Genomic DNA, 25,042 nt, shown 5'->3' on the forward strand with positions numbered 1-25,042 from the left:
ACCACCAACGTCCACACCACGATCCACGATGAAAACCCGCCTCCTCTTTCTCGGTCCCCCCGGCGCCGGCAAGGGCACCCAGGCCGGCCGGCTCTGCGAGGCCCACGCCATGAAGCACCTCTCCACAGGCGACCTGCTGCGCGGAGAGGTGGCTGCCGGAACAGCCCTCGGCAAGGAAGCCGAAGCCGTCATGAACAGAGGCGAGCTGGTGAGTGATGGGCTTGTCCTGGCGATCGTGGAAAGTCAGATGAAGACGCTGCACGGCGGCGGCTGGCTGCTGGACGGTTTCCCCCGCACCGTTCCGCAGGCCGAAGCACTGGAACCGCTCCTGACGGATCTGCAGCAGCCGATCGAGGCCGTCGTGCTGCTGGAGCTTGACGACGCCGTGCTGATCGAGCGTCTGCTGGCCCGTGGCCGGGCCGACGACAATGAAGCGGTGATCCGCAACCGGCTGGAGGTTTACCGCGAGAAGACCGCTCCCCTGATCAGCTTCTACCGCGACAAGGGTCTGCTGATTCAGGTCCCGGCTCAGGGGAGTGTCGAGGAGATCTCAGAGCGGATCGTTCAGGCCCTGAGTTGACCCGCATGGTAGGGTTGCCGTTTGGAAATTTGGAGAGCCACGCCTCATGAAGGTGCGCGCCTCAGTCAAGAAAATGTGCGACAAGTGCCGGGTGATCCGTCGCCACGGCCGCGTGATGGTGATCTGCACCAACCCGAAGCACAAGCAGCGTCAGGGCTGACCCTCCAGCTCCGTTCGCAGCAAGCACTGCTCGGCCAGGAGGCCAGCAGCGCAAGTCTCCACAGCCTCCGGATCGACGGAGGCTTTTGTCCCTCCCCCCCCTCGATTGAAACTTCGTGGCACGGATCGCCGGCGTTGACATTCCCCGCGACAAGCGGATCGAAGTCGCCCTCACCTACATCTATGGAATCGGGCCCACCCGGGCACGGACCATCCTCAGCAAATCCGGAGTCAATCCGGACATCCGGGTCAAGGATCTCGAGGATGGCGATGTGCAGAAACTCAGGGGGGCCACCGAGGCCTACACGATCGAAGGCGATCTGCGCCGCCAGGAGGGCATGGCCCTGAAGCGCCTTCAGGACATCGGCTGCGTCCGCGGCCGTCGCCACCGCATGAGTCTGCCTGTGCGCGGCCAGCGCACCCGCACCAATGCACGGACCCGCCGGGGCGCCCGCAAGACCGTGGCCGGCAAGAAGAAGTAATCCACCTCCCTCCCACATCGTTATCGGCCCATGGCCAAACCCGCCAAGAAATCCGGTCCCAAGAAGGCCAAGCGCAACGTCCCCAACGGCGTTGCCCACATCCAGAGCACCTTCAACAACACGATCGTCTCGATCACCGACACCGCCGGCGAGGTCATCTCGTGGTCATCGGCCGGGGCGAGCGGTTTCAAAGGTGCCCGCAAAGGCACACCCTTCGCTGCCCAGACCGCTGCCGAGGCTGCAGCCCGTCGGGCCCTCGAACAGGGAATGCGCCAGATCGAAGTTCTGGTGCGCGGCCCAGGATCCGGCCGTGAAACCGCGATCCGGGCCCTTCAGGTCGCCGGACTCGAGATCACGTTGATCCGGGATGTCACCCCTCTGCCCCACAACGGTTGCCGCCGGCCCAAGCGCCGCCGCGTCTGAACCGGCTTCGTTTCAGGTTCCCGTTCCCTACCCCGCCACAGACCGTGCTGCAGTACCAGATCGATCGCATCGAGCATCAGGTTGATGAGGACCGCGCCCAGACCGGCGTGTTTCTCATCGGCCCCCTCGAGCGCGGCCAGGCCACCACTCTTGGCAACGCCCTGCGCCGGGTGCTGATGGGAGGCCTGGAAGGCAGTGCGGTCACCGCCATCCGCATCGCAGGCGTCAATCACGAGTACGCCACCGTTCCGGGCGTTCGCGAGGACGTGCTCGACATCCTGCTGAACTGCAAGCAGCTGTCGATCAACAACCGATCGGGTGAGCTGGAGATCGGCCGTCTTGTGATCGCGGGCCCCGCCGATGTGAAAGCAGGCGATCTGCAGTTCTCCTCCCAGGTTCAGGTGGTGGACGTCAACCGTCCGATCGCGACGGTTGCCGATGGCCACAGCCTGGAGCTGGAGGTGCATGTGGAGCGAGGCGTCGGCTACCGCCCCGTCGACCGCCACAACGAGGACACCAGCGCCATTGATCTGCTCCAGATCGATGCCGTGTTCATGCCGGTGATCCGGGTGAACTTCAGCATTGATGAGACAGCCGTGGCCGAAGGCGGTTCCGCCCGCGAGCGTCTCAAGATCTCGATCGTCACCGATGGATCCATCACTCCCGACGACGCTCTGGCACAGGCAGCCAACCAGCTGATCGAGCTGTTCCAGCCCCTGGCCACGGTGACTCTGGTGGAGGAACCCGGTGTCGAACCGGAGCCCTCCGCAGAAGCCCAGATCCCTCTCGAAGAGCTGAACCTCTCCGTCCGGGCCTACAACTGCCTCAAGCGGGCCCAGGTCAATTCCGTTTCCGACCTGATGGGCTTCAGCTACGAGGATCTGCTGGAGATCAAGAACTTCGGTTCCAAGTCCGCCGATGAGGTGATCGAAGCGCTTGAGCGCATCGGCATCTCCATCCCCCAGAGCCGCACGACAGCCTGAAGCTGTCCGGCCTGATCGTTCCCACGACCTGACCACGCCTCCCCCAGAACCATGCGTCACCAATGCCGAGTTCCCCAGCTGGGACGCCCTGCTGACCAACGCAAGGCGATGCTGAGGGCCCTGACCACCCAGCTCATCCGAGAAGGTCGGGTCACCACCACCAAGGCCCGTGCCAAAGCGCTCCGCGATGAGGCGGAGCGCATGATCACCCTTGCCAAGGACGGCAGCCTTGCCTCCCGCCGGAGGGCCCTCGGCTTCATCTACGACAAGCAGCTCGTGCATGCGCTGTTTGAGAAGGCACCGGATCGCTACAGCGACCGTCGCGGCGGTTATACCCGCATCACCCGCACCGTGCGCCGCCGCGGCGACAACGCCGAGATGGCCATCATCGAGCTGGTCTGACGGAATCTTCGTCTGCAGTGACGGATCAGCCGATCCCCCACCGGATCGCTCTCAGCCTGCAGTACGACGGATCGGAATTCTGCGGCTGGCAGCGGCAACGGAACGGCCTCAGCGTCCAGGCCGTTCTGGAGAACGCGATCGAGCAGCTCGATCCGCACCGGCCCATTCACTGCTTCGCTGCGGGCCGCACCGATGCCGGAGTGCACGCCGCCGGCCAGGTGGTTCATTTCGACTGCATCGGCCCCATTCCGGCACACAAATGGGCTCCTGCGCTCAACGGACGGCTGCCAGCCAGCATCCGGGTACGGGAGTCGGTCGAGCGTCCTGCCGACTGGCACGCCTGCTACAACGCCATCTACCGGCGCTACCGGTACACGATTCACAACGGCCGTCGCCCCAATCTCTTCCTCAGCGCCTGGAGCTGGCACCGCTATCAGCTCCGCCTGGATGAGATCAGCATGCGGACAGCCCTCGAAGGCATGCTCGGGCGGCACGACTTCGGCGCCTTCATGAAAGCAGGCAGTCGCCGTGCCGATGCCATCACAACGGTGCAGGACGTTCTGGTGGAACGTCAGGGGGACATGCTCAGGGTGGAGATCCAGGCCAGTGGGTTCCTCTACGGCATGGTGCGGCTCCTGATGGCACAGCTGGTGGCCGTGGGAGAACATCGGCTGAGCCTCGAGCACTTCGAGCGTCGCTGGCGTGAACGCCGCCGCTGCGACGTGAAGGAAGCGGCACCGGGTCAAGGGCTCTGCCTGCTGCGGGCCGGCTATCAGGACGAGATCTTCAGCAGGGCTGGTTGGTATGATTCACAACCGTGGTTTTTTCTGGCGGACTGTGATCCCCCTCCGGATCCTCTTCCCCCGCCGAAGAACAGCGCTCCAGAATCTCTGACCACCCCATCGTCATGATTGGGGCTCCGTCGGAGCGTAAGCTCACTGTTTGAGCTTTTGTCGCGCCCGATTCCGGGCCGACTCTGCTGTCCAGCTCCGTTCCAGCAGCGGAGAACCTCCGAACCGGCATGCCGGCGTGATGAACAAGACCTCCCTTCCTCCGATTGATTCGATCGACCGCCAGTGGTACGTGGTGGACGCTGAGAATCAGACCCTCGGTCGCCTCGCCACCGAGGTGGCCGCCGTGCTCCGCGGCAAGAACAATCCCAGCTTCACGCCTCACCTGGACACCGGTGATTTCGTGATCGTTGTGAACGCCGAGAAAATTCAGGTGAGCGGCCGGAAGCCGCAGCAGAAGCTGTACCGCCGCCACTCGGGACGTCCGGGCGGCATGAAGGTGGAAACCTTCCAGGCCCTGCAGGAACGCATCCCTGAGCGCATCGTCGAGAAGGCCATCAAAGGCATGCTTCCCCACAATGCTCTCGGCCGGCAGATGTTCCGCAAGCTGAAGGTCTACAAAGGCAGTGATCACCCGCACGCCGCCCAGCAGCCCCAGCCCCTCCAGCTCAACCCCTCCGCTTCCGCCAAATGAGCAGCAACACCGTCGTCTACTGGGGCACAGGCCGCCGCAAGACCTCCGTCGCCCGGGTGCGCCTGGTGCCCGGCAACGGCACGATCACCATCAACGGCCGTCCTGGTGACAATTACCTGAACTACAACCCCGCCTACATCTCCGCGGTGAAGGCCCCTCTTGAAACACTGGGGCTGGGCAGCGAGTACGACGTTCTGGTGAACGTCCGCGGCGGTGGTCTCACCGGCCAGGCCGGTGCCATCAAGCAGGGGGCCGCCCGTGCCCTTTGCGAACTCTCGGCCGACAACCGCAAGCCGCTGAAGACCGAAGGTCACCTGAGCCGCGACCCGCGCGCCAAGGAACGCCGCAAGTACGGTTTGAAGAAAGCCCGTAAGGCACCCCAGTTCTCCAAACGCTGATCACTCCAGCTCCTGCCAGCTCCCGACCCATGCCCAAGCCCGACATTCATCCCACCTGGTATCCCGATGCCAAGGTGATCTGCAACGGAGAGGTGGTGATGACCACCGGCTCCACCCAGCCGGAGATCCACGTTGATGTGTGGAGCGGCAATCACCCCTTCTTCACCGGCACCCAGAAGATTCTCGACACCGAAGGCCGGGTGGACCGTTTCATGCGCAAGTACGGCATGGGCAGCAAGAAAGCTGGGGGCGACAAGGCCCAGGCCGCCGAAGCCAAGGCGGAAGCCAGCTCCTGAGGCTGAGCGCGGGGCATGGACGCCTCGACCCTGATCACCAGGCTGGAAACAGCCACGGCCAGCTTTCAGAGCCTCGAGCGCCAGCTGGCCGACCCGGATGTCGCTGCTGATCCGAAGCGGCTCGAGACGATCGCGCGGGAGCGGTCCCGGCTCGAGCCACTCGTGCTCGATTTCGCGGCGTTGAAGCAGCTGGAGAAAGAGCAGGGCGATGCCCGTCAGCTGCTCAGGGACAGCCGTGGGGATGCGGCCATGGAGTCCCTGGCTCAGGAGGAGCTCGACGCCCTGGCCGAGCATCGCGGGACCCTGCTCGAGCGCCTGACACTGGCCCTGTTGCCCCGGGATCCTCGGGATGAGCGCAGCGTGATGCTGGAGATCCGCGCCGGAGCCGGTGGCGATGAAGCCTGTCTCTGGGCCGGGGATCTGGCCCGGATGTATGAGCGCTACGGCCAGAAGCTCGGCTGGGCCGTGCAGGCGGTGAGTTCAACAGAAGCCGATCTTGGGGGCTTCCGGGAGCTGATCCTCTCGGTGAAGGGGGACAGCGTTTACAGCCAGCTGAAATTTGAAGCCGGCGTTCATCGGGTGCAGCGGGTGCCCGCCACCGAATCCCAGGGCCGTGTGCACACCTCCACCGCCACGGTGGCGGTGATGCCGGAGGCAGATGCCGTCGAAGTGCAGCTCGACCCGAAGGATCTGGAGATCAGCACCGCCCGATCCGGTGGTGCCGGCGGACAGAACGTGAACAAGGTGGAGACCGCTGTGGACCTTCTGCACAAGCCCTCGGGCATTCGGGTCTTCTGCACCCAGGAACGCTCCCAGCTGCAGAACCGCGAACGCGCTCTGGACATCCTGCGCGCCAAATTGCTCGAACGGGAACTGGAGGCAGCGGCCGCGAAGGAGAGCAGCGACCGACGGGCCCAGGTGGGCAGCGGCGATCGAAGCGAGAAGATCCGCACGTACAACTACAAGGACAACCGCACCACGGATCACCGGCTGGGCCGTAATTTCTCCCTCGAGCCGGTGCTCGAAGGACAGCTGGAGGATCTGATCGGTGCCTGCATCGCCGAGGAGCAGCGTCAGAAGCTCGAAGCTCTCAGCGATCAGGACGACATCTGAGCGAGCAGACGCTCAGGCGCCGATCACGTACTTGGCCCACTCACTGTGATGTCCGGAGTGGATCTGCCGGCTGGCTTCGAAGCTGAGGCTGCTGAGCGGGCGCCGCGGAACCCGTGACAGGGGCATGTCCGCCTCCTTGGGCGTGCGGCTTCCCTTTCGAACATTGCAGCTGAGACAGGCGGTGGTGACGTTCTCCCAGGTGTCCCCGCCACCACGGCTGCGGGGCACAACATGGTCGATCGACAGCTGCTCGCCGCGGGCACCGCAGTACTGACAGGTATGACCGTCGCGGTGAAACACGTTCCGACGCGTCAACGGCAACTGTCGGAACGGCACTCGCACGTACTGACGGAGTCGGATCACGGTGGGCAGATGGGTGCCCTGACGGATCTGGCGGGTGACATCCTGCTCGAGGCTCTCGGCCTTGCCTTTGAGCATCATCACCATGGCCCGACGCCAGGTTGTGATGTTCAGCGGCTCGTAGGACGCGTTCAGAACGAGAACCTGGCCCATGCCAGCTCCCAGATTACTCGCCATGCTAACGATCCCACCAAGGCCCTTTCGGTAACCCTGAGCACGCAAACCATGCCGGAGCCGAGCCCCCGACAGCGCGCCTGGGTGGAGGTGTCACCCTCCGCCATCGAGGCCAATGCGAGGGCATTGCTCGCTCATCTGACCGGCGGGGCCTCGCTGATGGCGGTGGTGAAAGCGGACGGATACGGTCACGGGGCCGAAACCGTGGCGCGAGCTGCCCTGCGCGGCGGAGCGACAAGCCTCGGCGTCGCCACCCTGGAGGAGGGGATCACCCTGCGACGGGCGGGCATCGATGCCCCGGTGCTGCTGCTGGGCAATCTCATCGAGGCGGAAGATCTGCGCTGCTGCCTGCACTGGCAACTGATGCCGACACTGAGCAGCCTGCAGGAGGCGCGTCTCTGTGCAGCCTTGGCTGACGGCAGCGGCCGCCGCTTCCAGGTGCAGCTGAAACTGGACACGGGCATGACCCGTCTCGGCTGCGACTGGAGGGAGGGCCCCGCCATCGCCGAAGCCATCCAGAACCTGCCTGAGCTGGAGCTCTGCGGCCTCTACAGCCACCTGGCCTGCGCTGATGAGCGCGACGAGACCGTCACCTCCCTGCAGCAGAGCCGCTTTCAGAACGTTCTCGATCAGCTGCCGGATCACGGCCGTTTCCTCTGCCGCCACCTGGCCAATTCCGCCGGCACCATGCGGGATCCGGCCCTGCACCATGACCTTGTGCGGGTGGGTCTGGCCCTCTACGGCCATGCGCCCGCCGAGCATCTCGATCACCTGCTGCCCCTGCAGCCCGCCCTCAGCGTGCGGGCCCGCGTCACGCTGATCCGCCAGGTCCCTGCCGGCGTGGGTGTCAGCTACGGGCAACGGTTCGTGAGCGATCGCCCCTGCCGTCTGGCGGTGGTGAGCATCGGCTACGCCGACGGCGTGGTGCGATCCCTGAGCGGCAGGATCCACGCCCTGCACCGCGGCCGAGTGCTGCCGCAGGTGGGGGCGATCACGATGGACCAGCTGATGCTGGATGCCACATCGGTTCCGGATCTGGAACGCGGTTCCATCGTCACCCTGCTCGGTTGCGACGGACATGCCGAGATCAGTCCGCGCCACTGGAGTGAGCGCTGCGACTCGATTCCCTGGGAGATCCTCTGCGGCTTCAAGCAGCGGCTGCCGCGTCTGGAGGTGTGAAACCGAAGCAGGCGGTTGGCTTTGGGCAGCCTGTTGGTAGTCTGTTGTTGCCACTGGAGAGGTGGCTGAGTGGTTGAAAGCGGCTCCCTGCTAAGGAGTTACAGGAGGCAACTCCTGTCGAGGGTTCGAATCCCTCCCTCTCCGTTTCCGGCCCTGCGCCGACGATTCAGTTCTCCTCTGGAGAGCTGAATCCGTTCAGAGCCTTCGCCAGCTCAGGCAGCAGGCGCTCATCCCTGGCGCGATCGGGCCCGGTGCTGAACACCACCAGCATCGTCGGGGGCTGATCCGGAAGCTGCCACCAGGCTGCGTCATGGCGGGCCTGGCTCATCCAGCCGGCCTTGCTCCACAGCCGCGTGCCCAGGGGCAGACCCTCGCCCAGGAAACCGTCCACCTGGTTCTCCGGGTCCGCGCGGCGCAGATCTGGGTCCAGAGAACGATCGAGCAGGTCTCGCAACCGTCGGCAGGCTGGCGGTGAGACCACCCCACCGGTCATGACCGCCTCCAGCATGCGGGCCGTGGCAGCGGTTGTCAGCGCATTGCGATTGCTGTTGTCAGCCCCGTAGAACTGCTTCTCACGGCCGTAGGGGCCATCTCCCCAGGTCTTCTGGCAGCAGTTCACCGGCTCGAGTTCGGGCCACGCGAGTTCGGCGAGCCAGTCATTCACCAGCCTGCGCTGACGCTGCCACTGCTGCCAGCGATCCCCTTGAAGTTCAGGACCGCTGGTCGTGCCGGTGAGAAGGTCCAGCACAAGACCGGTGGCGTCATTGCTGGAGTCGGCGACCATGTCGCGGAGGGCCCGTCGCAGCTCCTCGGCTTCGGGGATCAGATCCCGCTGCAGCCAGCGCTCCGCGGCGACCGCATAGAACAGTTTCACCACGCTGGCCGGATAGAGGGGCCGCTCCTCGCTCCAGCCAGCACCGACTCCGGCACCGGCCTGCGGTGAGTCGTCCTCGTACCGGATCCAGGTGATGGCCAGACTGTTCCGCAGCCCCGGCCGGCCATCCGCCGCCAGGTCGTCCAACACGCTCTCCAGCCTGGAGGTCATCGCGGTGTCGGGACGGTAGAACGCCATGGCAACGGCATCGGGCCATGGCGACCCTAAGCACCCTGCTGGCACCGGAGCTCGCGCTCACAGGAAGCTGCTGGAGGCTGCGGACCAACGCGAACGGCTACAAACGGGCCGTGGGCAAGGCCCTCGTGACCCAGGCCTCGAACGGGCGCAGCTTCCGGATCCTGGAGCGGCGTGGATCGCGTCTGTGGATTCAGTTGCTTGAGGACGGCTACCGCTGCTGGTTTGAACTGGAAGCCGTGCTTGGCCGAGCCGAACAGCGGAGCCCCTGGCGGCCGGCCCTGCTGCCGGAGGTTCAGATCGCCTCTCGACTACCAGCGGTGCTGTCCTGGACGGAACGGGCTGAACAGCAGGCCAACACGTATCTCTGGGGCGGCACAACGGAGCCGGATATGGACTGCTCCGGACTGATGCAGATGGCCTTTGCCAGCCAGGGCATCTGGATTCCGAGGGACGCTTACCAGCAGGAACGGCACTGCCAGCCGGTGGCGGTGGCGCCGGATGCGGTGGGCCTGCTGAGACCGGGAGATCTGATCTTCTTCGGATCCCCGCGGCGCTGCACCCATGTCGGCCTGCACCTCGGCGGTGGCCGCTATCGCCACAGCTCGGGACAGGACCATGGCCGCAACGGCATCGGCGTGGACAGCCTGTTCAGCGCCGACCGGCACCCGGTGGCCTGCCACTACCGCGCGCAACTGCGCGGGGCCGGGCGGGTCGTGCGCTGCCACGACGGCCGTCATCTGGCCTGAAGCGCGACCTCAGCGGTCCGGCTTGAACCGATCGGAGATCTGAGACAGGTACACCTCCGGGCCGCTCATGCCGTTCTGCCCGGGGATGGGCAGCTCCGGCAACTCGAGATTCGCCGGTCGCCCCTCCAGGGCAGCCTTCAGCGACTCGATCATCATGGCGTTGCCGGAATCCTTGATCGCCTCCAGGGCCTTCTGCAGACGCTGTTCACGGCTGTCTGAGCTGACAGCGCCCACCGCAGCCGGGGTCTGCCCGGAAGCGCGGACGGAATCCAGCTGGCGAACGAGGTTCTCCCAGAGCAGGGCCATGGTCGGATCAGAGGAGGTGATGCCTCCATAACCAAGCACGGGACAGCCTTCTGATCAGGCCCGATTAAGTTTCCCGCCATGAACACCGCGGCATCGATGGCCACCTCCATGGATCTTTCGGTGGTGGTGCCTCTGTACAACGAGGAGGAAAGCCTTCCGCATCTGGTGCAGCAGTTGCTGGACGCCCTGCGACCGAGCGGTGAACGCTTCGAGCTGGTGCTGGTGAACGATGGCTCCAGTGACGGCACAGCCACCGTGCTGCAACGCCTCAGCGCTGAGGTGCCGGAACTGGTCGCGGTGCTGCTGCGCAAGAACTACGGCCAGACCGCTGCCATGGCCGCTGGCTTCGATGCCGCTGTCGGCGAGGTGATCGTGAGCCTGGATGGAGACCTCCAGAACGATCCCGCCGACATCCCGATGCTGCTGGCAACGCTCAGGGAGGGCTACGACCTGGTGAGCGGCTGGCGTCATCAGCGCCAGGACGCCGCCATCCAGCGGAAACTCCCCTCCCGGATCGCCAACCGCCTGATCGGGCGGGTCACCGGTGTTCGGCTGCACGACTACGGCTGCTCCCTCAAGGCCTACCGGAGGGAGGTGCTCGCCGACATGCGCCTCTACGGCGAACTGCACAGGTTTCTCCCCGCCCTGGCCTTCATCGAAGGCGCTCGGATCACGGAGGTGAAGGTGAACCACCGTTCCCGGCAGTTCGGCGCCAGCAAGTACGGGATCGATCGAACCTTCCGCGTGCTGATGGATCTGCTCACGGTGTGGTTCATGAAGCGGTTCCTCACCCGACCGATGTACGTGTTCGGCTTCGGGGGGCTGATGGCGATCGTCGGCAGCCTGATCGCCAGCACTTATCTGCTCGTTGTGAAGCTGATGGGGCAGGACATCGCCAACAGACCGCTGCTGACCCTGGCGGTGGTGCTCGGCCTGGCGGGGATCCAGCTGTTCTGCTTCGGGCTGCTGGGGGAGCTGCTGATCCGCACCTATCACGAAAGCCAGGGGCGGCCCATCTACCGCATCCGAGCGACGTTGCGGGGTGGCCGCGAAGCCTGAACCGGTCCGGGTTGCGACGCCCCCCGCAGCGGGGCAATGGCGGCGGCCGCCGCCGTCACCACCCGTGAATCGCTGTCGTGCAAGGCCCGGCGAAGCAGCGGCAGCACACTGCGATGCCCCCACAGCCCGGCGATGGTGACCGCCTCGAGGCGCTGTTCAGGGCCTTCCGCCATGGCCGCGCGCAGACAGATCAGCAGGAGCCGGCTCTCACGGGCATCCGTCGGCGGCTGCCAGAGCGGCGCATCCTGATCCGGAGCCTCGGAGGCATCGGCCTCCGGCTCGAGCACCAGAGACAGCTGGGCTCTGTTGAGACGAGCCACCTCTCCGGCGTCAGTGCTGCTCAGCATCGGTTTGATCGGCCGGCGCAGCAGCCACAGGGCACCGACAAGAACGACTGCCGACACGCTCGCGAGGAAGGTCTGCATCTGGATTGAACTTTTATGTCGCCGTCGAGGACCTGAAGAGGCCGCCAGATCGGTGATCCCTACAGTAGCGGCGAAGCTTTTGGGCCTGACATGACTGGAGAGTTCGCTGCCGCCTGGCTGCCTGCGATTTTTGTGCCGATCACGGGAATCGTTTTCCCCGCCGTGTTCATTGTCCTCGTCGGTCGCGTCATCACCGCTGCCGAATGACCGCAGGCTGCGGATCTCCACCCACCATCAGCGCACCCACCCCATGACCGTCACCCCCGTCTCTGATCCCTGCGTCGGCAACCTGGCCACCCCGGTGAACAGCGGCTATTTCATCAAGGGCCTGATCAGCAACCTGCCCTTCTACCGCTCCGGCATCTCGCCCAACTTCCGCGGTCTGGAAACCGGAGCCGCCTTCGGCTACCTGCTGTACGGACCCTTCACCATCCTCGGCCCGCTGCGCAACACCGAGTATCAGCAGACCGCCGGCCTGCTGGCGACGATCGGTGCGGTGCACATCCTCACCCTGCTGTTCCTGCTCTACAACCAGCCCGGCAAACAGCCGAACATCCCCCCTGCAGACGCCACCGTCGAAAATCCCCCTTCCGATCTGTTCACCCGCACCGGCTGGGCTGATTTCACCAGCGGCTTCTGGCTGGGCGGCTGTGGCGGCGCCGTGTTCGCCTGGTATCTCTGCAGCACCGTGCACGTGCAGGATCTGTTCAAGATCGCTGCCGGCGTCTGGAGTGTGGGCTGATCAGCCCTAGCTCGTCTGAGCACGGTCTCCAGGACCGCTCCTGACCAATCGAAACGCTGACCCCCGGCTGTCCCTTCCCGGAACAGCCAGGGGTTTTTGACTGTCAGGATTCAGGCCAGTCCGAGTCGTCCCGGTGCGGTCGCTCTCCCAGCCGTTTCTGCGCCGACCGGTCTTCACGATTGTCTGCAGCCTGCTGATCCTGCTGGCGGGCCTGGTGGCCCTCACCGGACTCGGACTCGAGGATCTGCCGCAGTTGGCACCGACCCGGGTCAGCGTTGGAGCCACCTTTCCGGCCGCCTCGCCGGAGGTGGTGGAGCAAAGCGTCACCGCCGTGCTGGAACAACAGCTCAAAGGGTTGGAGGGGCTGGAGAGCATCAGCTCCAACAGCCGCCAGGGAGGCGCCAGCATCAGCCTGCGCTTCAGCGAAGGCGCTCCCGAGCTGAATGCCATCAAGGTGCAGAACGAGGTGAACCTCGCCACCCGCCGCCTGCCTCAGGCGGTGAGCCGTCAGGGCCTGAGGGTGCGCCGTTCCTCGGATGACCTGCTGATGATCCTCGGCTTCAGCCATCCACCCGAGCAGTACGTTCCCACCTTTCTGGCGGGCTGGCTGGATCAATCCCTGCGCGAGTCGCTGCTGACCACACCTGGGGTTGGTGATGTGCTGGTGTTCGGCAGCAGTGAGCTTTCCTTCCGCCTCTGGCTCGATCCGGATCGACTGGAACAGGCCAACCTCACCATCACCGACGTCAGCCGCGCCCTGGCCGACCAGAACGTGCTGGCAGCCATCGGCAGCCTCGGCGCCTCACCGGCTCCGGATGGTCAGCTGATCAGCCTGCCGGTGGATGCGGAGGGACGGCTGCTCAGTCAGGAGGATTTCGAGAACCTGATCCTGCGCCGCCTCGACAACGGCGGTTTGCTGCGGCTCAAGGATGTGGGTCGCGTCGAGCTGGGACAACGCAGCTACGGCAACCAGGCGATGAATCTCGACGGGGAACGCTCCGTGGCCGTGGGCCTGTACCAGCGGGATGGCGCCAACGCCCTCGACGTGAGCCGGGCCGTCAAGGCCGAACTGAAGCGGCTGGAACCCAGCTTCCCTCCGGGCATCGAACTGTCGATGATCGTGGATGTGGCCGACAACGTCCAGGCCAATCTCGACCGCACCATCGCCACCCTGCGTGATGCCGTCGTGCTGGTGCTGGTGGTGCTGGTGCTGTTTCTGGGACGCTGGCGCCTGGCTCTGATCCCTGGTCTCGCCGTCCCGGTGGCCCTGGTGGGCAGCCTGGTGCTGGTGAAGCTGAGCGGGTCCAACCTCAACAGCCTGATCCTGTTCGGGATGGTGATGGCCACCGGCATCGTCGTCGATGACGCGATCGTGGTGAGCGAGGACATCGCCGGTCGGATCGAACGGGGGGATGAGCCCCGGGCCGCCGCAGAAGATGCCATGGCCGAACTGGCCGGAGCGGTTGTTGCCACCTCCCTGGTGCTGGCCGCCGTGTTCGTGCCGGTGCTGCTGATCCCCGGCTCCGTGGGGCGGCTGTATCAACCGATTGCCCTGGCGATCAGCGGCGCGATTCTGTTCTCCACCCTCAATGCCCTCTCGTTCACACCGATGGCCTGCGCCCGGGTGCTGGACTCAGATGAGGGGCGGCTGCCGGGTCCGCTGCGTCAGCTGAGCAGAGGGCTGCGGCAGGGCATGCGTGATCTGCAAGGGCGCTACTCGAACACACTGGAGCGCTGGCTGCGGCGCGCCCCGCTGGTGCTAGCGCTGCTGCTGGCGGGACTGCTGCTCACCGGCGGCGGGCTGGCGGCGATGCCCACCGCCTTCATTCCCGACGAGGACCAGAGCCAGATCCGGGGTTACTTCAGCCTGCCGGAGGGGGCGAGCCTGGAGCGCACAGTGGCGGTGATGGACCGGATCCGCGCCGTGGTGGCGGAAGAGCCTCTGGTGCGCACGGGCAACTTCTACGCCGGCCGATCCTTCGGTCAGAGCGGCGAGGACCGGGGCTCGTTCTATCTGCGGCTTCAGCCGCTGGAGGAGCGCTCCGGTCGCGATCAGAGCAGTGAGGCTGTGAAACGACGGCTGACCCGTGCCATCCGCAGCCAGGTCGGCGACGCCCGCGTGGTGGTCACAACCCCACCAACCGTGCGGGGCTTCAGCAGCGAATCCGGCCTGAAACTGGAACTGCTGGACCGCAGCGGTGGACAGCTCAGCCTGCAGGATTTCGAAGCCGTCGCTCAGCGCTTCATCAACACCGCCGAAGCCAGCAACCGCTTTGAACGGGTGAGCACCCGCTTTGACGCCAGCTCCCCCCGTTGGCGCCTCAGCCTCGATCGCGATCTACTGGCCGGGCTCGACCTTGATCTGAGCACCACACTGCGCGACATCGGCACGGCCATCGGGGGCCGCTACATCGACGACACCTACGACGGGGGCCGCATCCGCAGCATCTATGTGCAACTGGACGGAGAGAACCGAACAGGCCCCGAGGATCTCAGCGGCTTGATGGTGCGCAACCGCCGAGGGGAACTGGTCTCTCTGGACAACGTGGCCACCCTCACCCGGGCGGAGGGAGCCAATGGCATCCGCCACTACGGCCTGAACCGAGCCATCACGGTCACAGCCGTGCCGGCGCCTGGGGTGAGCAGCGGTCAGGCGATCCGGCAACTCCAGGCCGCCGGCGATGCGGTGGGGGGCAACAACATCGGACTGGCCTTCACTGGCCTGGCCCAGGAGGAGCAGAAGGCAGCCCGCTCGACCTGGGTGCTGTTCAGCCTGGGGGTGGCGGTGGTGTATCTGCTGCTGGCGGCTCTCTACGAGAGCTTTCTCGATCCGCTGATCATCCTGCTCACGGTGCCGATCGCCCTGATGGGAGCCTTGATCGGTCTGAAACTGCGGGGTCTGCCTCTGGACGTCTACGGCCAGATGGGTCTGCTGGTGCTGGTGAGCCTTGCCGCCAAGAACGGCATCCTGATCGTGGAGTTCGCCAACCAGCGACTGGCCTCGGGCATGGAGCTGCGGGAAGCGATCCTGGGGGCGGCCGTGAATCGGATGCGGCCGATTCTGCTCACGGCGGTCACCTCACTGGCTGGCTTTCTGCCTCTGCTGCTGGCTCAGGGCACGGGATCAGCCAGCCGCATCAGCATCGGCACCGTGGTGTTCAGCGGTCTGCTGGTGTCCTCCGCCCTCTCTCTGTTCGTGGTGCCGGCGGTCTACCTGATCCTGAAGCGATGGAACGGCCAAGGAGGATCCGTAGCATCGCCGCTGCCGGAGGCATAGCCCATGACCGATCCATCACGGCCCCGCCGGCTGATCATTCACGCCGGTACCCACAAGACTGCATCGACATACATCCAGGCTCGCCTTGATCTCAACCGTGATCGGTTGCTGTCGCAGGGGATCACCTACCGCTTTCCCAGCTCCGAGAGCACCACATTCAAATCGCTGACCAAGGCGATCAGCGACGGCGCCTGGTCGCTCTGGGACGCTTACCTGAGCAGCTGCAGCCACTCATCTGACGATGTGCTGATCAGTGCCGAACAGTTCTCGCCGCGACTGTGCGACCCGAAGGTGATTGCCCGGCTGCGTCAGGTGGCGAGCAAACACGGCTACGTGCTGAACATCGTCATCTTCATCCGCTCACAGCTCGACTACATCAACTCGCGCTACGCCTACTCCCTCAAGCGCTTCTATCACACCCAGACCTTCGAGACCTATCTCACGGAAGTGCTGGAGGGACGCCTGCCCTCCTGCGGCACCTTCAGCGGACCGCGGGCGAAACGCCAGGACGTGTTCGATTTCTGGAACTACTTCTCCGCTCTTCTGGAGGCACGCCGAGACGGCCTCGAGGTGACGTTCATTCCCTTCCGGCAGACGGATCGCGATCCGTTCGTGCAACTGCTTCAGGCCCTGCAGCTGGATCCAGGCCTGCCCTGGGCGATGAGCTCGGACGATTCCCGCAACCGCAGCCCGGGGACCCGCGGCACCTGGCTGGCCCGGGCTCTCGGACTGCGCCTGGCCGAACACGGCATCTCCCATCGGGTGATCAGGAATTCCTCCGCGATCATTCCGAGCGAAGAGCGGTTCCGCGGCTGGAAGGATCCCTCCTTCTGGGGCTACGACAGCGATCACAGCCGTCGTGTGACCCGCCATTTCAAAAGCAACAACAATCAGTTCGCGGAAGCGGCCTGGGGAAAGCCCTGGAAGCAGGTGTTCGTGCACGATGACAAGCTGCGCAAACGGCCCCAGAGCACCTTCAGCCCCTCCTCTCCTTCCGAGGCGGTTCGCATGAATCACATCGCTGACCACCTGCTGCTGAGGGTGGCCCGGCGGCTGGAACCCCGACCTTTGCACCTGCTGCGGGAACCCCTGGAACGACTCAGCTCTGCTTTGATCTAGCACGATAAATACACTTTATCGTGCATAAATCGTGAACATATCGTGCCTCAGGAGCGTCTGAGGGTCATGCAGCGGCTGCACTGCCAGGCACCGTTCGCGTCGTAAACCCGCTCCATCCGTTCCAGGCGATCCGGTGCCGCAAGCCACCAGGCCTCGATCGCGAACCTCTCCCGGTGGTGGAGCGGATCCGGCACCCGGATCGCTCCACCATCCGGCAGCCAGCGCAGACCCTCCAGTTCCCTCTCCGTCAGATGCAGTCGGCATGGGCTGATCTCAGGCTCTGACAACCCAGCTGTGCTCAACAGTTCCGACTGCTGCCCCTGCCAGGAACCGAGCAGTGACTCCGCGGTCAGCAATGGCCGCTCATCAGCAGGGCTTCCGTCTCGATGCTCGCGGATGAGCACCGGATGCTCGAAGCGGCCGGTTCCATCCCAGAACAGCACCAGACGGTGCCGCCTGTCGCGGAACAGGAATCCGAACTCGGTATGGGCCCGGACCATCGGAGCAAGTTGCCATGAGCCGCGGCTGAAGCTTCCCGAGGGGAAGAAGACCAGCTGACGGTCAGGGCCATGAAAGCTCTGACGGATCGTCCGCACTGGCTCACCCTGATGGGGGTCGCTGTTCGGATCCGGATCATTGGGCCAGAAGAGCAGCGTCAGCTCCAGAGGCACACCTGCCGGAGCGGGTTCCAGCAACAGCAGCGACGGCTGCCGCTTGATCGGCTGCAGGTCGTCGGCAAGTGTGTCGAAGCTGCCACGCCAGCGTCCGCAGTTGAGCAGCAGTTGATCCCACTGACTGGTCAAGGAAACCGCAGAGAACTGCCGAGAGCCTATGCAGCGCTGTGATGCAGCGTGTCGCGTGGAGACTCCCCGAACAGTGCTCGGTAGTCACGCGAGAAATGATTGCGGCTGTAGAAGCCGAAGTAGGAGGCGACCGCATGAATCGTGCGGCAACCGAGCTGACGCTGGAGGTCGGGGTTGCTCAGCACGTGGTGCACCTGCTGAAGGCGAACGCGTTTCAGCAGCAGCATCGGCCCGAAGCCGAACATCTCCCGGCAGCTCACCGTGAGAGTGGTCTTCGTGGTGAACAGCGCCCGGCAGACCTCCTGGAGCGTCATCGGGGTCTGTCTGTTTCTGAAGGAGAATTCAACGACCTCACGCACCAGATCGCTGCGGTGGGTCTGAGTGACGGGACGCAGACAACTGTCCGGCTCTGAAGCGAGAGCGTCGAACAGCTGAGCTTCCAGCAGGTCTGCCTGAAAGCATCCGTGAGCGTCGACGCCCTGCCATGCCGGCGGTTCCATCAGCTGCTTGAGCCCCTGATGGGACGCCTCACTCAGAACGGCTGTGTTGCTGCCATCAAGGTGATCCTGGAGGCGCCCGAAGGGATCGAGGGCAGCCATCTGCTCGATGCGCCGACGATCCAACAACACCGCACCGATCTGACTGCCCCCGGGCGATGTCCGCAGCAGGGTCTGATCAAGTCGGGTGTTGAACCCCCCCAGCGTCCTTGGAGACAGAGCTTCTCCGAAATGGCGATGCTCTGCGATGTTGTCCGTGTGCTCGATGGTGAAGGGGACCCAGTCCGGGTTTCGGGCTCCCTGAACGAGCAGAGCCTGATCCGCCTGGATCGAAACCAGGATCATGCCCTGCTGACGCTCGACCCGGATTCGCCCGTTCAGCGGTCCGGGAGAGATCTGAAGCCACTGGTAATCGCAACCCAGAAGTCTCCAGATCTCCGTGCACTGCTCTGCGCTGGTGAACTGCCTATCCAGGCAGAAATGCAGATCTTTTCCAGCGCTGACGGTCTGCATCGAGGATTCAAACGCACTGGAACAGTACTTATTTTTTGTCGCGCTTGTCCTCAAGATGACGATTGGAAGCCTCGCTCGTCAGTAAACAATGAAAAACCCTGTCCGGACAACGCCGGACAGGGCAGGAAACGAGGAACGACTCGTGATTCAGACCGTTGGACTGATATGGATCAACCGAACTTGCCTGATGTAGACGCGATCAGGAACGCCGCGTAGGTGAGGACATAGCCCACTGAGAAGTGAGCCAGGCCGACCACACGAGCCTGAACGATCGAGAGAGCCACAGGCTTGTCGCGCCAGCCCATCATGTTGGCGATGGGGCTGCGCTGGTGAGCCCAGACGATGGTTTCGATCAGTTCCTGCCAGTAACCCCGCCAGGAGATCAGGAACATGAAACCGGTGGCCCAGACCAGGTGACCGAACAGGAACATCCAGGCCCAGACGGCGAGGTTGTTACTGCCGAACGGGTTGTAGCCGTTGATCAGCTGGGAGGAGTTGAGCCAGAGGTAGTCGCGGAACCAGCCCATCAGATAGGTGCTGGATTCGTTGAACTGAGCCACGTTGCCGGACCAGATGGCCAGGTGCTTCCAGTGCCAGTAGAAGGTGACCCAACCCACGGTGTTCAGCGCCCAGAAGACAGCCAGATAGAAGGCGTCCCAGGCCGAGATGTCGCAGGTACCGCCACGGCCGGGGCCGTCGCAGGGGAAGGAGTAACCGAAGTCCTTCTTGTCGGGCATCAGCTTGGAGCCGCGGGCATCCAGCGCACCCTTCACAAGGATCAGGGTGGTGGTGTGCAGACCCAGAGCGATGGCGTGGTGCACGAGGAAGTCACCAGGGCCGATGGGCAGGAACACATCGGTGTTGCCATTGATCGCATCCAGCCAGTAGTGGTCACCCGGAATGTTCTGGGAGGCCAGGCTGGCGGAACTGGAGGCGTTGGACAGCAGCACGTCGAAGCCATAGATCGCCTTGCCGGAAGCGGCCTGGACGAACTGGGCGAAGACGGGCTCCACCAGGATCTGCTTCTCAGGCGTACCGAAGGCCACGCAGACGTCGTTGTGGACGTACAGGCCCAGGGTGTGGAAACCGAGGAACAGGGAGACCCAGCTCAGGTGGCTGATGATCGCTTCCTTGTGCTCGAGCATCCGAGCCAGGACGTTGTCCTTGTTGGCTTCGGGGTCGTAGTCACGGATGAAGAAGATCGCACCGTGGGCGAAGGCACCGCACATCAGCGCGATGGCGATGTACTGGTGGTGGGTGTACAGGGCTGCCTGAGTCGTGTAGTCCTTCGCGATGAAGGCGTACGACGGCATCGAGTACATGTGCTGCGCCACCAGGCTGGTGATCACGCCGAGGGAGGCGAGAGCCAGACCGAGCTGGAAGTGCAGGCTGTTGTTGATGGTGTCGTAGAGACCTTTGTGGCCAGCACCGAGGTCACCAGGGGTGCCCTTGGGCGGGTTGTGGGTCTCGAGGATCTCCTTGATGGAGTGACCGATCCCGAAGTTGGTCCGGTACATGTGGCCGGCGATCACAAAGATGCAACCGATGGCCAGATGGTGATGGGCGATGTCGGTGAGCCACAGAGCTTCGCTCTGGGGATGGAAACCGCCGAGGAAGGTGAGGATCGCCGTGCCTGCGCCATCGGCGCTGCCGAAGGCCTGGTTCAGAGAATCAGGGTTCTCGGCATACACACCCCAGTTGCCGGTGAAGAAGGGTCCAAGACCGGCGGGGTGAGGCAGAACGTTGAGGAAGTTGTCCCAACCGACGTGCTGTCCGCGGGCTTCGGGGATCGCCACGTGAACCAGGTGACCGGTCCAGGCGATGGAGCTGAAGCCGAACAGAACGGCGAGGTGGTGGTTCAGACGCGATTCAGCGTTCTTGAACCAGGCCAGGGAGGGACGGAACTTGGGCTGCAGATGCAGCCAACCGGCGAACAGGGCCCAGGCCGACAGGATCATCATGAAGATGGAACCCTGGTACAGCTCGGCGTTGCTGCGCATCCCGATCGTGTACCACCAGTGGTACAGACCGGAGAAGGCAATGTTCACCGGGGAGGACGCACCCGCCTGGGTGAAGGCGTCAATGGCGCCTTGACCGAAGTGGGGATCCCAGATTGCGTGAGCGATGGGGCGCACGTGCAGAGGGTCAGCGACCCACTGCTCGAAGTTGCCCTGCCAGGCGATGTGGAACAGGTTGCCCGAAACCCACAGGCCGATGATCGCGAGGTGACCGAAATGAGTCGAGAAGAGCTTCTGATAGAGGCGCTCCTCGGTCATTCCGTCATGGCTCTCGAAGTCGTGAGCCGTGGCGATCCCGTACCAGATACGACGGGTTGTCGGGTCCTGAGCCAGACCCTGGCTGAACGAAGGAAATTTCGTTGCCATTAGAGGGAAAGGTCAGTGAGGTCAGCCGACCACAAGAATGTGGGCGTGGAAGAAGGCCCACGTGGTCGCAATTCCGCCCAGGAGGTAGTGGGCGACACCCACGGCACGGCCCTGGATGATGGACAGCGCACGGGGCTGGATGGCGGGAGCCACCTTCAGCTTGTTGTGAGCCCAGACGATGGACTCGATCAGCTCCTGCCAGTAGCCGCGGCCGCTGAACAGGAACATCAGGCTGAAGGCCCAGATGAAGTGGGCGCCCAGGAACATGATTCCGTAGGCACTGGTGGCAGAGCCGTAGCTGTTGATCACCTGCACGGCCTGAGCCCACAGGTAGTCACGCAGCCAGCCATTGATGGTGATGGCGCTCTGGGCGAAGTTGCCGTTGGTGATGTGCTGGACGGAACCGTCTGCATTCACCGTTCCCCAGATGTCGCTCTGCATCTTCCAGCTGAAGTGGAAGATCACGATCGACAGGGAGTTGTACATCCAGAACAGCCCCAGGAACACGTGGTCCCAGGCGGACACCTGACAGGTACCACCGCGACCGGGGCCGTCGCAGGAGAAACGGAAGCCCAGGTTGGCCTTGTCTGGAATCAGGCGGGAGCTGCGGGCGTAGAGCACACCCTTCAGCAGGATCAGCACCGTCACGTGAATCGTGAAGGCGTGGATGTGGTGCACCATGAAGTCGGCAGTGCCGAGCGGCATGGGAGCCGCGGCGACCTTGCCGCCGACGGCCACAACAGAGCCGTTGAACACTTCGCTCACGCCGGCGAGGGCATTGGGCGCGGTGCTGCCGGCTGCTGCAGCGTGGGCGTTCTGAATCCACTGAGCGAAAATCGGCTGGATCGAGATCGCCGAATCACTGAACATGTCCTGGGGACGCCCCAGGGCACGCATGGTGTCGTTGTGGATGTAGAGGCCGAAGCTGTGAGCTCCGAGCCAGATGCACACCCAGTTCAGGTGGCTGATGATCGCGTCGCGAGCCTTGAGCACCCGGTCCAGAACGTTGTCGACGTGCTTGGCGGGGTCGTAGTCACGCACCATGGCGATGGCCGCGTGAGCGGCGCCACCGACGATCAGGAATCCACCGATCCACATGTGGTGGGTGAACAGACCGATCTGGGTCGGGTAGTCGACAGCCATGTACGCATAGGGAGGCATGGCGTACATGTGCTGAGCCACGATGATGCTCAGAGAACCAAGCATCGCCAGGTTCACACCCAGCTGGGCGTGCCAGGAGGTGGTCAGGAACTCATAGAGACCGTCGTGACCGTTGGGAGCGGGGAACAGCAGGGGATCTCCCTTCTGACCCTCGTGGATCTCCTTGATGGAATGACCGATGCCCCAGTTCGTCCGGTACATGTGACCGGCAACGATGAACAGGACGGCAATCGCCACATGGTGGTGGGCGATGTCGGTCATCCACAGACTGCCGGTGACAGGATTCAATCCACCTTTGAAGGTGAGGAAGTCGCTGTAGGCAGCCCAGTTACCGGAGAAGAAGGCTCCGATCCCTGCACCGATGCCGGGATAAAGCTGTGCCAGCAGGTCCTGATTGAAGAACTCGTGCGGCAGAGGGATGTCCGCCACGGTGGCGATGGTTTTGCCATCGAGCACCAGCGGTTGGCCGGCGTCGATGGCATCCATCAACTTGCTGACGGGAGCGGACACGTGAATGAGGTGACCAGCCCAGGACAGTGAACCGAGACCCAGCAGGCCTGCCAGGTGGTGGTTCAGCATCGACTCAACGTTCTGGAACCACTCCAGTTTCGGCGCTGCCTTGTGGTAGTGGAAAACACCAGCGTTGAGCATCAGGCCGGCCATCACCAGGGCACCGATGGCCAGAGCCATGAGTTGGGTTTCGCTGGTGATGCCCCATCCACGCCAGACGTGGAACAGGCCTGAGGTGATCTGGATGCCGTGGAAACCGGCACCAACATCACCGTTGAGGATTTCCTGGCCGAACACCGGCCACACCACCTGAGCGCTGGGCTTCACGTGGGTGGGGTCGGCAAGCCAGCCGGAGTAGTTGGAGAAACGGGCGCCATGGAAGAAGGCACCGCTTAACCAGATAAAGATGACGGCCAGATGGCCGAAGTGAGCGGAGAAGATCCGCCGAGAGACCTCTTGCAGGTCACTCGTGTGAGCGTCGAAGTCGTGAGCGTTGGCGTGAAGGTTCCAAACCCAGGAAGTGGTTTTGGGACCCTTCGCGAGAGCGCGGTCGAAATGTCCGGGCTTGCCGAACAGTTCAAAGGTTGCTGGATTGTCAACCTTCTCGACCTGGCTTTTCGCGTCACTCCCACGCTCTGGTGGGCTGATGGTCATCGAGTCGTTCCTCGAGGGACGGGTATCGAGGTGGAGGGCCACCCCTGCGACGGACCGGAATCCGTCGGGGCCCCGGGCACAGCTCCGCAGGGAAACCGTGACAGGGCGTCAGACCGCTTGGGAGCCGAAACCCCTTTGCTGCACTGAAGCTGGGGCCCCAAAAAGGGGACCGCTGGCGGAAGCATAGGGGCTGATGACGACGTTTCCGGACAGTGAGTTACAAAGGTTCAATCCCGCCATGGACCAGTCAGGAACAGGGGTCTGCCAATCGCTCGCAATCATTGAAATCTGGAAGATTCAGACGCATTAACTACACAAAAAAGACCGATTACAGAACTTGGTTGACAAAAACTGGTGAAGACGCCATGAGGCTGTCCAGAATGGGTGAATCATCGTTACCGCCATGCCGAAGCCGGTCCTGAAGCCGTTGCTGGGGGTGCTGCTGTCCATGCTGCTGCTGGTGGCCGTGCCGGTTCAGGTGCAGGCTCGGGGGGGCTGGTTCAACCCTGGTGGCGGCGACGGCCAACCATCGGGGCTGAGTGGGCCCACCGGCGCGAGGCTGCAGGAAGTGGCCCCGCCGGGAGCTGTCGAGCAACTGCGCCGGCAGCTGGATCAACATCGACCGAAGCTGCGTCTTCGCAGCCCGGATGACAGCACGGTGACCCGGGCTGACCAGGTTGACCTGGTGCTGGAGATCGAAGACTGGCCGCTGCGCGATGCCGGCGATCTCGGACTCGGGCCGCATGTGGCCGTCCAGATCGATGGGCAGCCGCCCGTGCGGATCAGCGAAGCCCCGGACGGCGAGGTGCGTCTGACTCTCGAGAGCCTGGCCCCCGGCAGCCATCGCTTGAGTGCATGGGCGGCCTACCCATGGGGTGAGGCGGTGACCTCACCGGGAGCGACGATCCAGAGCCGGCTGCATCTCTGGCAGCGGCTTGCCTCCACACAGCCGGATGCCGATGAACCGTGGCTGGTGCCGATCGGAGCTGCGACGGGGACCAGCGACCAACCAATTCTGGTGGACTGGCTGCTCTGGAACGCGCCGCTGCAGAACCTTCGGGATGGCGACCAACGCTGGCGCCTTCGCATCAGTCTCAACGGAGACAGCTTTCTCGTTGACCATCAGGAGGCTCTGTGGCTGAAAGGCAGCAACGGACGGGAAGGGGCGACGCTGCAGATGGAGCTGCTGGATGGCAGGGGCGAACCGATCAACCCTGTTTTCAACAATCGGTTGCTGAGACTTGCGCCCGCCACGGCCCCACGCCCGGCCTGGATGAAAGAGCATCTGAATGAGCGCGACCTTGCCCTGCTCAGCGGAGACCCCCTGCCTGTGAAGGAGGAACCGGAGCCGGAGCCGGAGCCCGAACCTGAGCCGGTCGCAGCACCGGAGCCTGTTGTGAGCGAGGAGCCTGATCCCGTTTCAGCTGAACAACCGCAGCCATCCGAGGAAACCAGCGCCGTGCAACCCAGCACTCAGGAACCGATCACTGAGGAACCGATCACTGAGGAACCCATCGTCCAAGAGGGCATCGGTGAGAACGGCATGGTTGAAAGCGGTGAGCCGGCGCCCGGGGATGAAACCCTCACACCGAAGTCCAGCCTGGGAGGATCAGCCCGAGAGCTGCTCAACCCCGATGGCAGCCTGCGCCAGGCCTGAGCCGGTCCCATCGCCCCTGCTGAACTGACTGCCACGATCCCGTCCACGACATCCCGGCGACTGGCCATCGGCCTGTCCATTGC

At 64.1% G+C, this 25,042-nt stretch carries 27 protein-coding genes and 1 tRNA gene; 20 read left to right on the plus strand and 8 right to left on the minus strand.

The features are described 5' to 3' along the window. Positions 1-28 precede the first annotated feature (28 nt). The 11 genes from ACJ0G7_RS05340 to prfA all read left to right on the plus strand — a co-directional run bounded on the left by ACJ0G7_RS05340 (position 29) and on the right by prfA (position 6,321). On the plus strand, positions 29-580 hold the full coding sequence (locus ACJ0G7_RS05340; RefSeq protein ID WP_043694873.1) for an adenylate kinase: 552 nt from the start codon (positions 29-31) through the stop codon (positions 578-580). A 46-nt stretch (positions 581-626) separates the two neighbouring features. Further along, the gene (gene rpmJ, locus ACJ0G7_RS05345) at positions 627-740 is read left to right on the plus strand and encodes a 50S ribosomal protein L36 (RefSeq protein WP_006173336.1); all 114 of its coding nucleotides are present in this window, start codon (positions 627-629) and stop codon (positions 738-740) included. A gap of 115 nt (positions 741-855) precedes the next feature. Next, complete coding sequence (gene rpsM, locus ACJ0G7_RS05350; protein ID WP_043694869.1) at positions 856-1,221, plus strand: 30S ribosomal protein S13; 366 nt, start codon at positions 856-858, stop codon at positions 1,219-1,221. 30 nt (positions 1,222-1,251) lie between these two features. After that, complete coding sequence (gene rpsK / locus ACJ0G7_RS05355; protein WP_043694866.1) at positions 1,252-1,644, plus strand: 30S ribosomal protein S11; 393 nt, start codon at positions 1,252-1,254, stop codon at positions 1,642-1,644. 44 nt (positions 1,645-1,688) lie between these two features. Continuing rightward, positions 1,689-2,627, plus strand: coding sequence for a DNA-directed RNA polymerase subunit alpha (locus ACJ0G7_RS05360; RefSeq protein WP_043697305.1), 939 nt, complete (start codon positions 1,689-1,691; stop codon positions 2,625-2,627). 51 nt (positions 2,628-2,678) lie between these two features. Continuing rightward, positions 2,679-3,029, plus strand: a complete 351-nt coding sequence (gene rplQ / locus ACJ0G7_RS05365; RefSeq protein WP_043694860.1) for a 50S ribosomal protein L17 — start codon at positions 2,679-2,681, stop codon at positions 3,027-3,029. Continuing rightward, on the plus strand, positions 3,026-3,940 hold the full coding sequence (gene truA, locus ACJ0G7_RS05370; RefSeq protein ID WP_407395854.1) for a tRNA pseudouridine(38-40) synthase TruA: 915 nt from the start codon (positions 3,026-3,028) through the stop codon (positions 3,938-3,940). Before rplQ ends, truA begins: the two co-directional genes overlap by 4 nt. 121 nt (positions 3,941-4,061) lie before the next feature. Continuing rightward, positions 4,062-4,514: a 50S ribosomal protein L13 gene (gene rplM, locus ACJ0G7_RS05375; RefSeq protein WP_043697302.1), complete on the plus strand. Its 453-nt coding sequence runs from the start codon at positions 4,062-4,064 to the stop codon at positions 4,512-4,514. After that, positions 4,511-4,912 carry a 30S ribosomal protein S9 gene (rpsI, locus tag ACJ0G7_RS05380; RefSeq protein WP_043694854.1) on the plus strand — a complete coding sequence of 134 codons (402 nt, stop codon included), beginning with the start codon at positions 4,511-4,513 and terminating at the stop codon, positions 4,910-4,912. Before rplM ends, rpsI begins: the two co-directional genes overlap by 4 nt. A gap of 29 nt (positions 4,913-4,941) precedes the next feature. Next, entirely contained in the window at positions 4,942-5,208 is a 267-nt protein-coding gene (gene rpmE / locus ACJ0G7_RS05385) for a 50S ribosomal protein L31 (RefSeq protein ID WP_407395361.1), read from the plus strand. Positions 5,209-5,223: 15 nt separating this feature from the next. Then, entirely contained in the window at positions 5,224-6,321 is a 1,098-nt protein-coding gene (prfA, locus tag ACJ0G7_RS05390) for a peptide chain release factor 1 (protein WP_043694847.1), read from the plus strand. A 12-nt stretch (positions 6,322-6,333) separates the two neighbouring features. On the opposite strand, the gene ACJ0G7_RS05395 is transcribed toward prfA, so the two are convergent. After that, positions 6,334-6,834: an HNH endonuclease gene (locus ACJ0G7_RS05395; protein ID WP_043694844.1), complete on the minus strand. Its 501-nt coding sequence runs from the start codon at positions 6,832-6,834 to the stop codon at positions 6,334-6,336. A 72-nt stretch (positions 6,835-6,906) separates the two neighbouring features. Between ACJ0G7_RS05395 and alr the strand changes: the two genes are divergently transcribed. Together alr and ACJ0G7_RS05405 are read left to right on the plus strand one after the other, a co-directional pair. Further along, positions 6,907-8,034, plus strand: a complete 1,128-nt coding sequence (alr, locus tag ACJ0G7_RS05400; RefSeq protein WP_043694841.1) for an alanine racemase — start codon at positions 6,907-6,909, stop codon at positions 8,032-8,034. Between the two features lie 55 nt (positions 8,035-8,089). Next, positions 8,090-8,178: transfer RNA gene (locus tag ACJ0G7_RS05405), tRNA-Ser, on the plus strand. Positions 8,179-8,200: 22 nt separating this feature from the next. On the opposite strand, the gene ACJ0G7_RS05410 is transcribed toward ACJ0G7_RS05405, so the two are convergent. After that, on the minus strand, positions 8,201-9,106 hold the full coding sequence (locus tag ACJ0G7_RS05410; protein ID WP_407395362.1) for a serine hydrolase: 906 nt from the start codon (positions 9,104-9,106) through the stop codon (positions 8,201-8,203). Between the two features lie 17 nt (positions 9,107-9,123). Here ACJ0G7_RS05410 and ACJ0G7_RS05415 point away from each other — a divergent pair, with 17 nt between their 5' ends. Beyond that, a complete protein-coding gene (locus ACJ0G7_RS05415) occupies positions 9,124-9,852 on the plus strand; it encodes an NlpC/P60 family protein (RefSeq protein WP_407395363.1) in 729 nt (242 codons plus the stop codon). A 9-nt stretch (positions 9,853-9,861) separates the two neighbouring features. Here ACJ0G7_RS05415 and ACJ0G7_RS05420 read toward each other — a convergent pair whose 3' ends face one another. Then, positions 9,862-10,158 carry a hypothetical protein gene (locus ACJ0G7_RS05420; RefSeq protein WP_043697299.1) on the minus strand — a complete coding sequence of 99 codons (297 nt, stop codon included), beginning with the start codon at positions 10,156-10,158 and terminating at the stop codon, positions 9,862-9,864. Between the two features lie 96 nt (positions 10,159-10,254). On the opposite strand from ACJ0G7_RS05420, the gene ACJ0G7_RS05425 reads away from it, so the two are divergent. Continuing rightward, the gene (locus ACJ0G7_RS05425; RefSeq protein WP_043697295.1) at positions 10,255-11,217 is read left to right on the plus strand and encodes a glycosyltransferase family 2 protein; all 963 of its coding nucleotides are present in this window, start codon (positions 10,255-10,257) and stop codon (positions 11,215-11,217) included. On the opposite strand, the gene ACJ0G7_RS05430 is transcribed toward ACJ0G7_RS05425, so the two are convergent. Further along, positions 11,175-11,642, minus strand: coding sequence for a HEAT repeat domain-containing protein (locus tag ACJ0G7_RS05430; RefSeq protein ID WP_407395364.1), 468 nt, complete (start codon positions 11,640-11,642; stop codon positions 11,175-11,177). The genes ACJ0G7_RS05425 and ACJ0G7_RS05430 overlap by 43 nt on opposite strands. Before the next feature lie 90 nt (positions 11,643-11,732). Between ACJ0G7_RS05430 and ACJ0G7_RS05435 the strand changes: the two genes are divergently transcribed. The 4 genes from ACJ0G7_RS05435 to ACJ0G7_RS05450 all read left to right on the plus strand — a co-directional run bounded on the left by ACJ0G7_RS05435 (position 11,733) and on the right by ACJ0G7_RS05450 (position 16,780). Continuing rightward, a complete protein-coding gene (locus ACJ0G7_RS05435; RefSeq protein WP_043694829.1) occupies positions 11,733-11,849 on the plus strand; it encodes a photosystem I reaction center subunit VIII in 117 nt (38 codons plus the stop codon). A gap of 43 nt (positions 11,850-11,892) precedes the next feature. Further along, a complete protein-coding gene (locus tag ACJ0G7_RS05440; protein WP_043694826.1) occupies positions 11,893-12,384 on the plus strand; it encodes a photosystem I reaction center protein subunit XI in 492 nt (163 codons plus the stop codon). Positions 12,385-12,517: 133 nt separating this feature from the next. Further along, positions 12,518-15,661, plus strand: a complete 3,144-nt coding sequence (locus tag ACJ0G7_RS05445) for an efflux RND transporter permease subunit (protein WP_407395365.1) — start codon at positions 12,518-12,520, stop codon at positions 15,659-15,661. Positions 15,662-15,664: 3 nt separating this feature from the next. Then, the gene (locus ACJ0G7_RS05450; protein WP_043694820.1) at positions 15,665-16,780 is read left to right on the plus strand and encodes a hypothetical protein; all 1,116 of its coding nucleotides are present in this window, start codon (positions 15,665-15,667) and stop codon (positions 16,778-16,780) included. A gap of 47 nt (positions 16,781-16,827) precedes the next feature. Here ACJ0G7_RS05450 and ACJ0G7_RS05455 read toward each other — a convergent pair whose 3' ends face one another. The 4 genes from ACJ0G7_RS05455 to psaA all read right to left on the minus strand — a co-directional run bounded on the left by ACJ0G7_RS05455 (position 16,828) and on the right by psaA (position 23,302). Continuing rightward, the gene (locus tag ACJ0G7_RS05455) at positions 16,828-17,583 is read right to left on the minus strand and encodes a DUF3598 family protein (protein WP_407395366.1); all 756 of its coding nucleotides are present in this window, start codon (positions 17,581-17,583) and stop codon (positions 16,828-16,830) included. 26 nt (positions 17,584-17,609) lie between these two features. After that, positions 17,610-18,593 carry a helix-turn-helix domain-containing protein gene (locus ACJ0G7_RS05460; protein ID WP_407395367.1) on the minus strand — a complete coding sequence of 328 codons (984 nt, stop codon included), beginning with the start codon at positions 18,591-18,593 and terminating at the stop codon, positions 17,610-17,612. A gap of 170 nt (positions 18,594-18,763) precedes the next feature. Then, positions 18,764-20,977, minus strand: a complete 2,214-nt coding sequence (gene psaB / locus ACJ0G7_RS05465) for a photosystem I core protein PsaB (RefSeq protein WP_043694814.1) — start codon at positions 20,975-20,977, stop codon at positions 18,764-18,766. Between the two features lie 21 nt (positions 20,978-20,998). Beyond that, a complete protein-coding gene (gene psaA, locus ACJ0G7_RS05470; protein ID WP_043694811.1) occupies positions 20,999-23,302 on the minus strand; it encodes a photosystem I core protein PsaA in 2,304 nt (767 codons plus the stop codon). 403 nt (positions 23,303-23,705) lie between these two features. Here psaA and ACJ0G7_RS05475 point away from each other — a divergent pair, with 403 nt between their 5' ends. Beyond that, positions 23,706-24,959 (plus strand): hypothetical protein, encoded by a 1,254-nt coding sequence (locus ACJ0G7_RS05475; protein ID WP_407395368.1) that lies wholly within the window; start codon positions 23,706-23,708, stop codon positions 24,957-24,959. The last annotated feature ends 83 nt before the right edge of the window (positions 24,960-25,042 follow it).

The organism is Parasynechococcus sp. (genome assembly GCF_045559935.1).
Taxonomy (GTDB): domain Bacteria; phylum Cyanobacteriota; class Cyanobacteriia; order PCC-6307; family Cyanobiaceae; genus Parasynechococcus.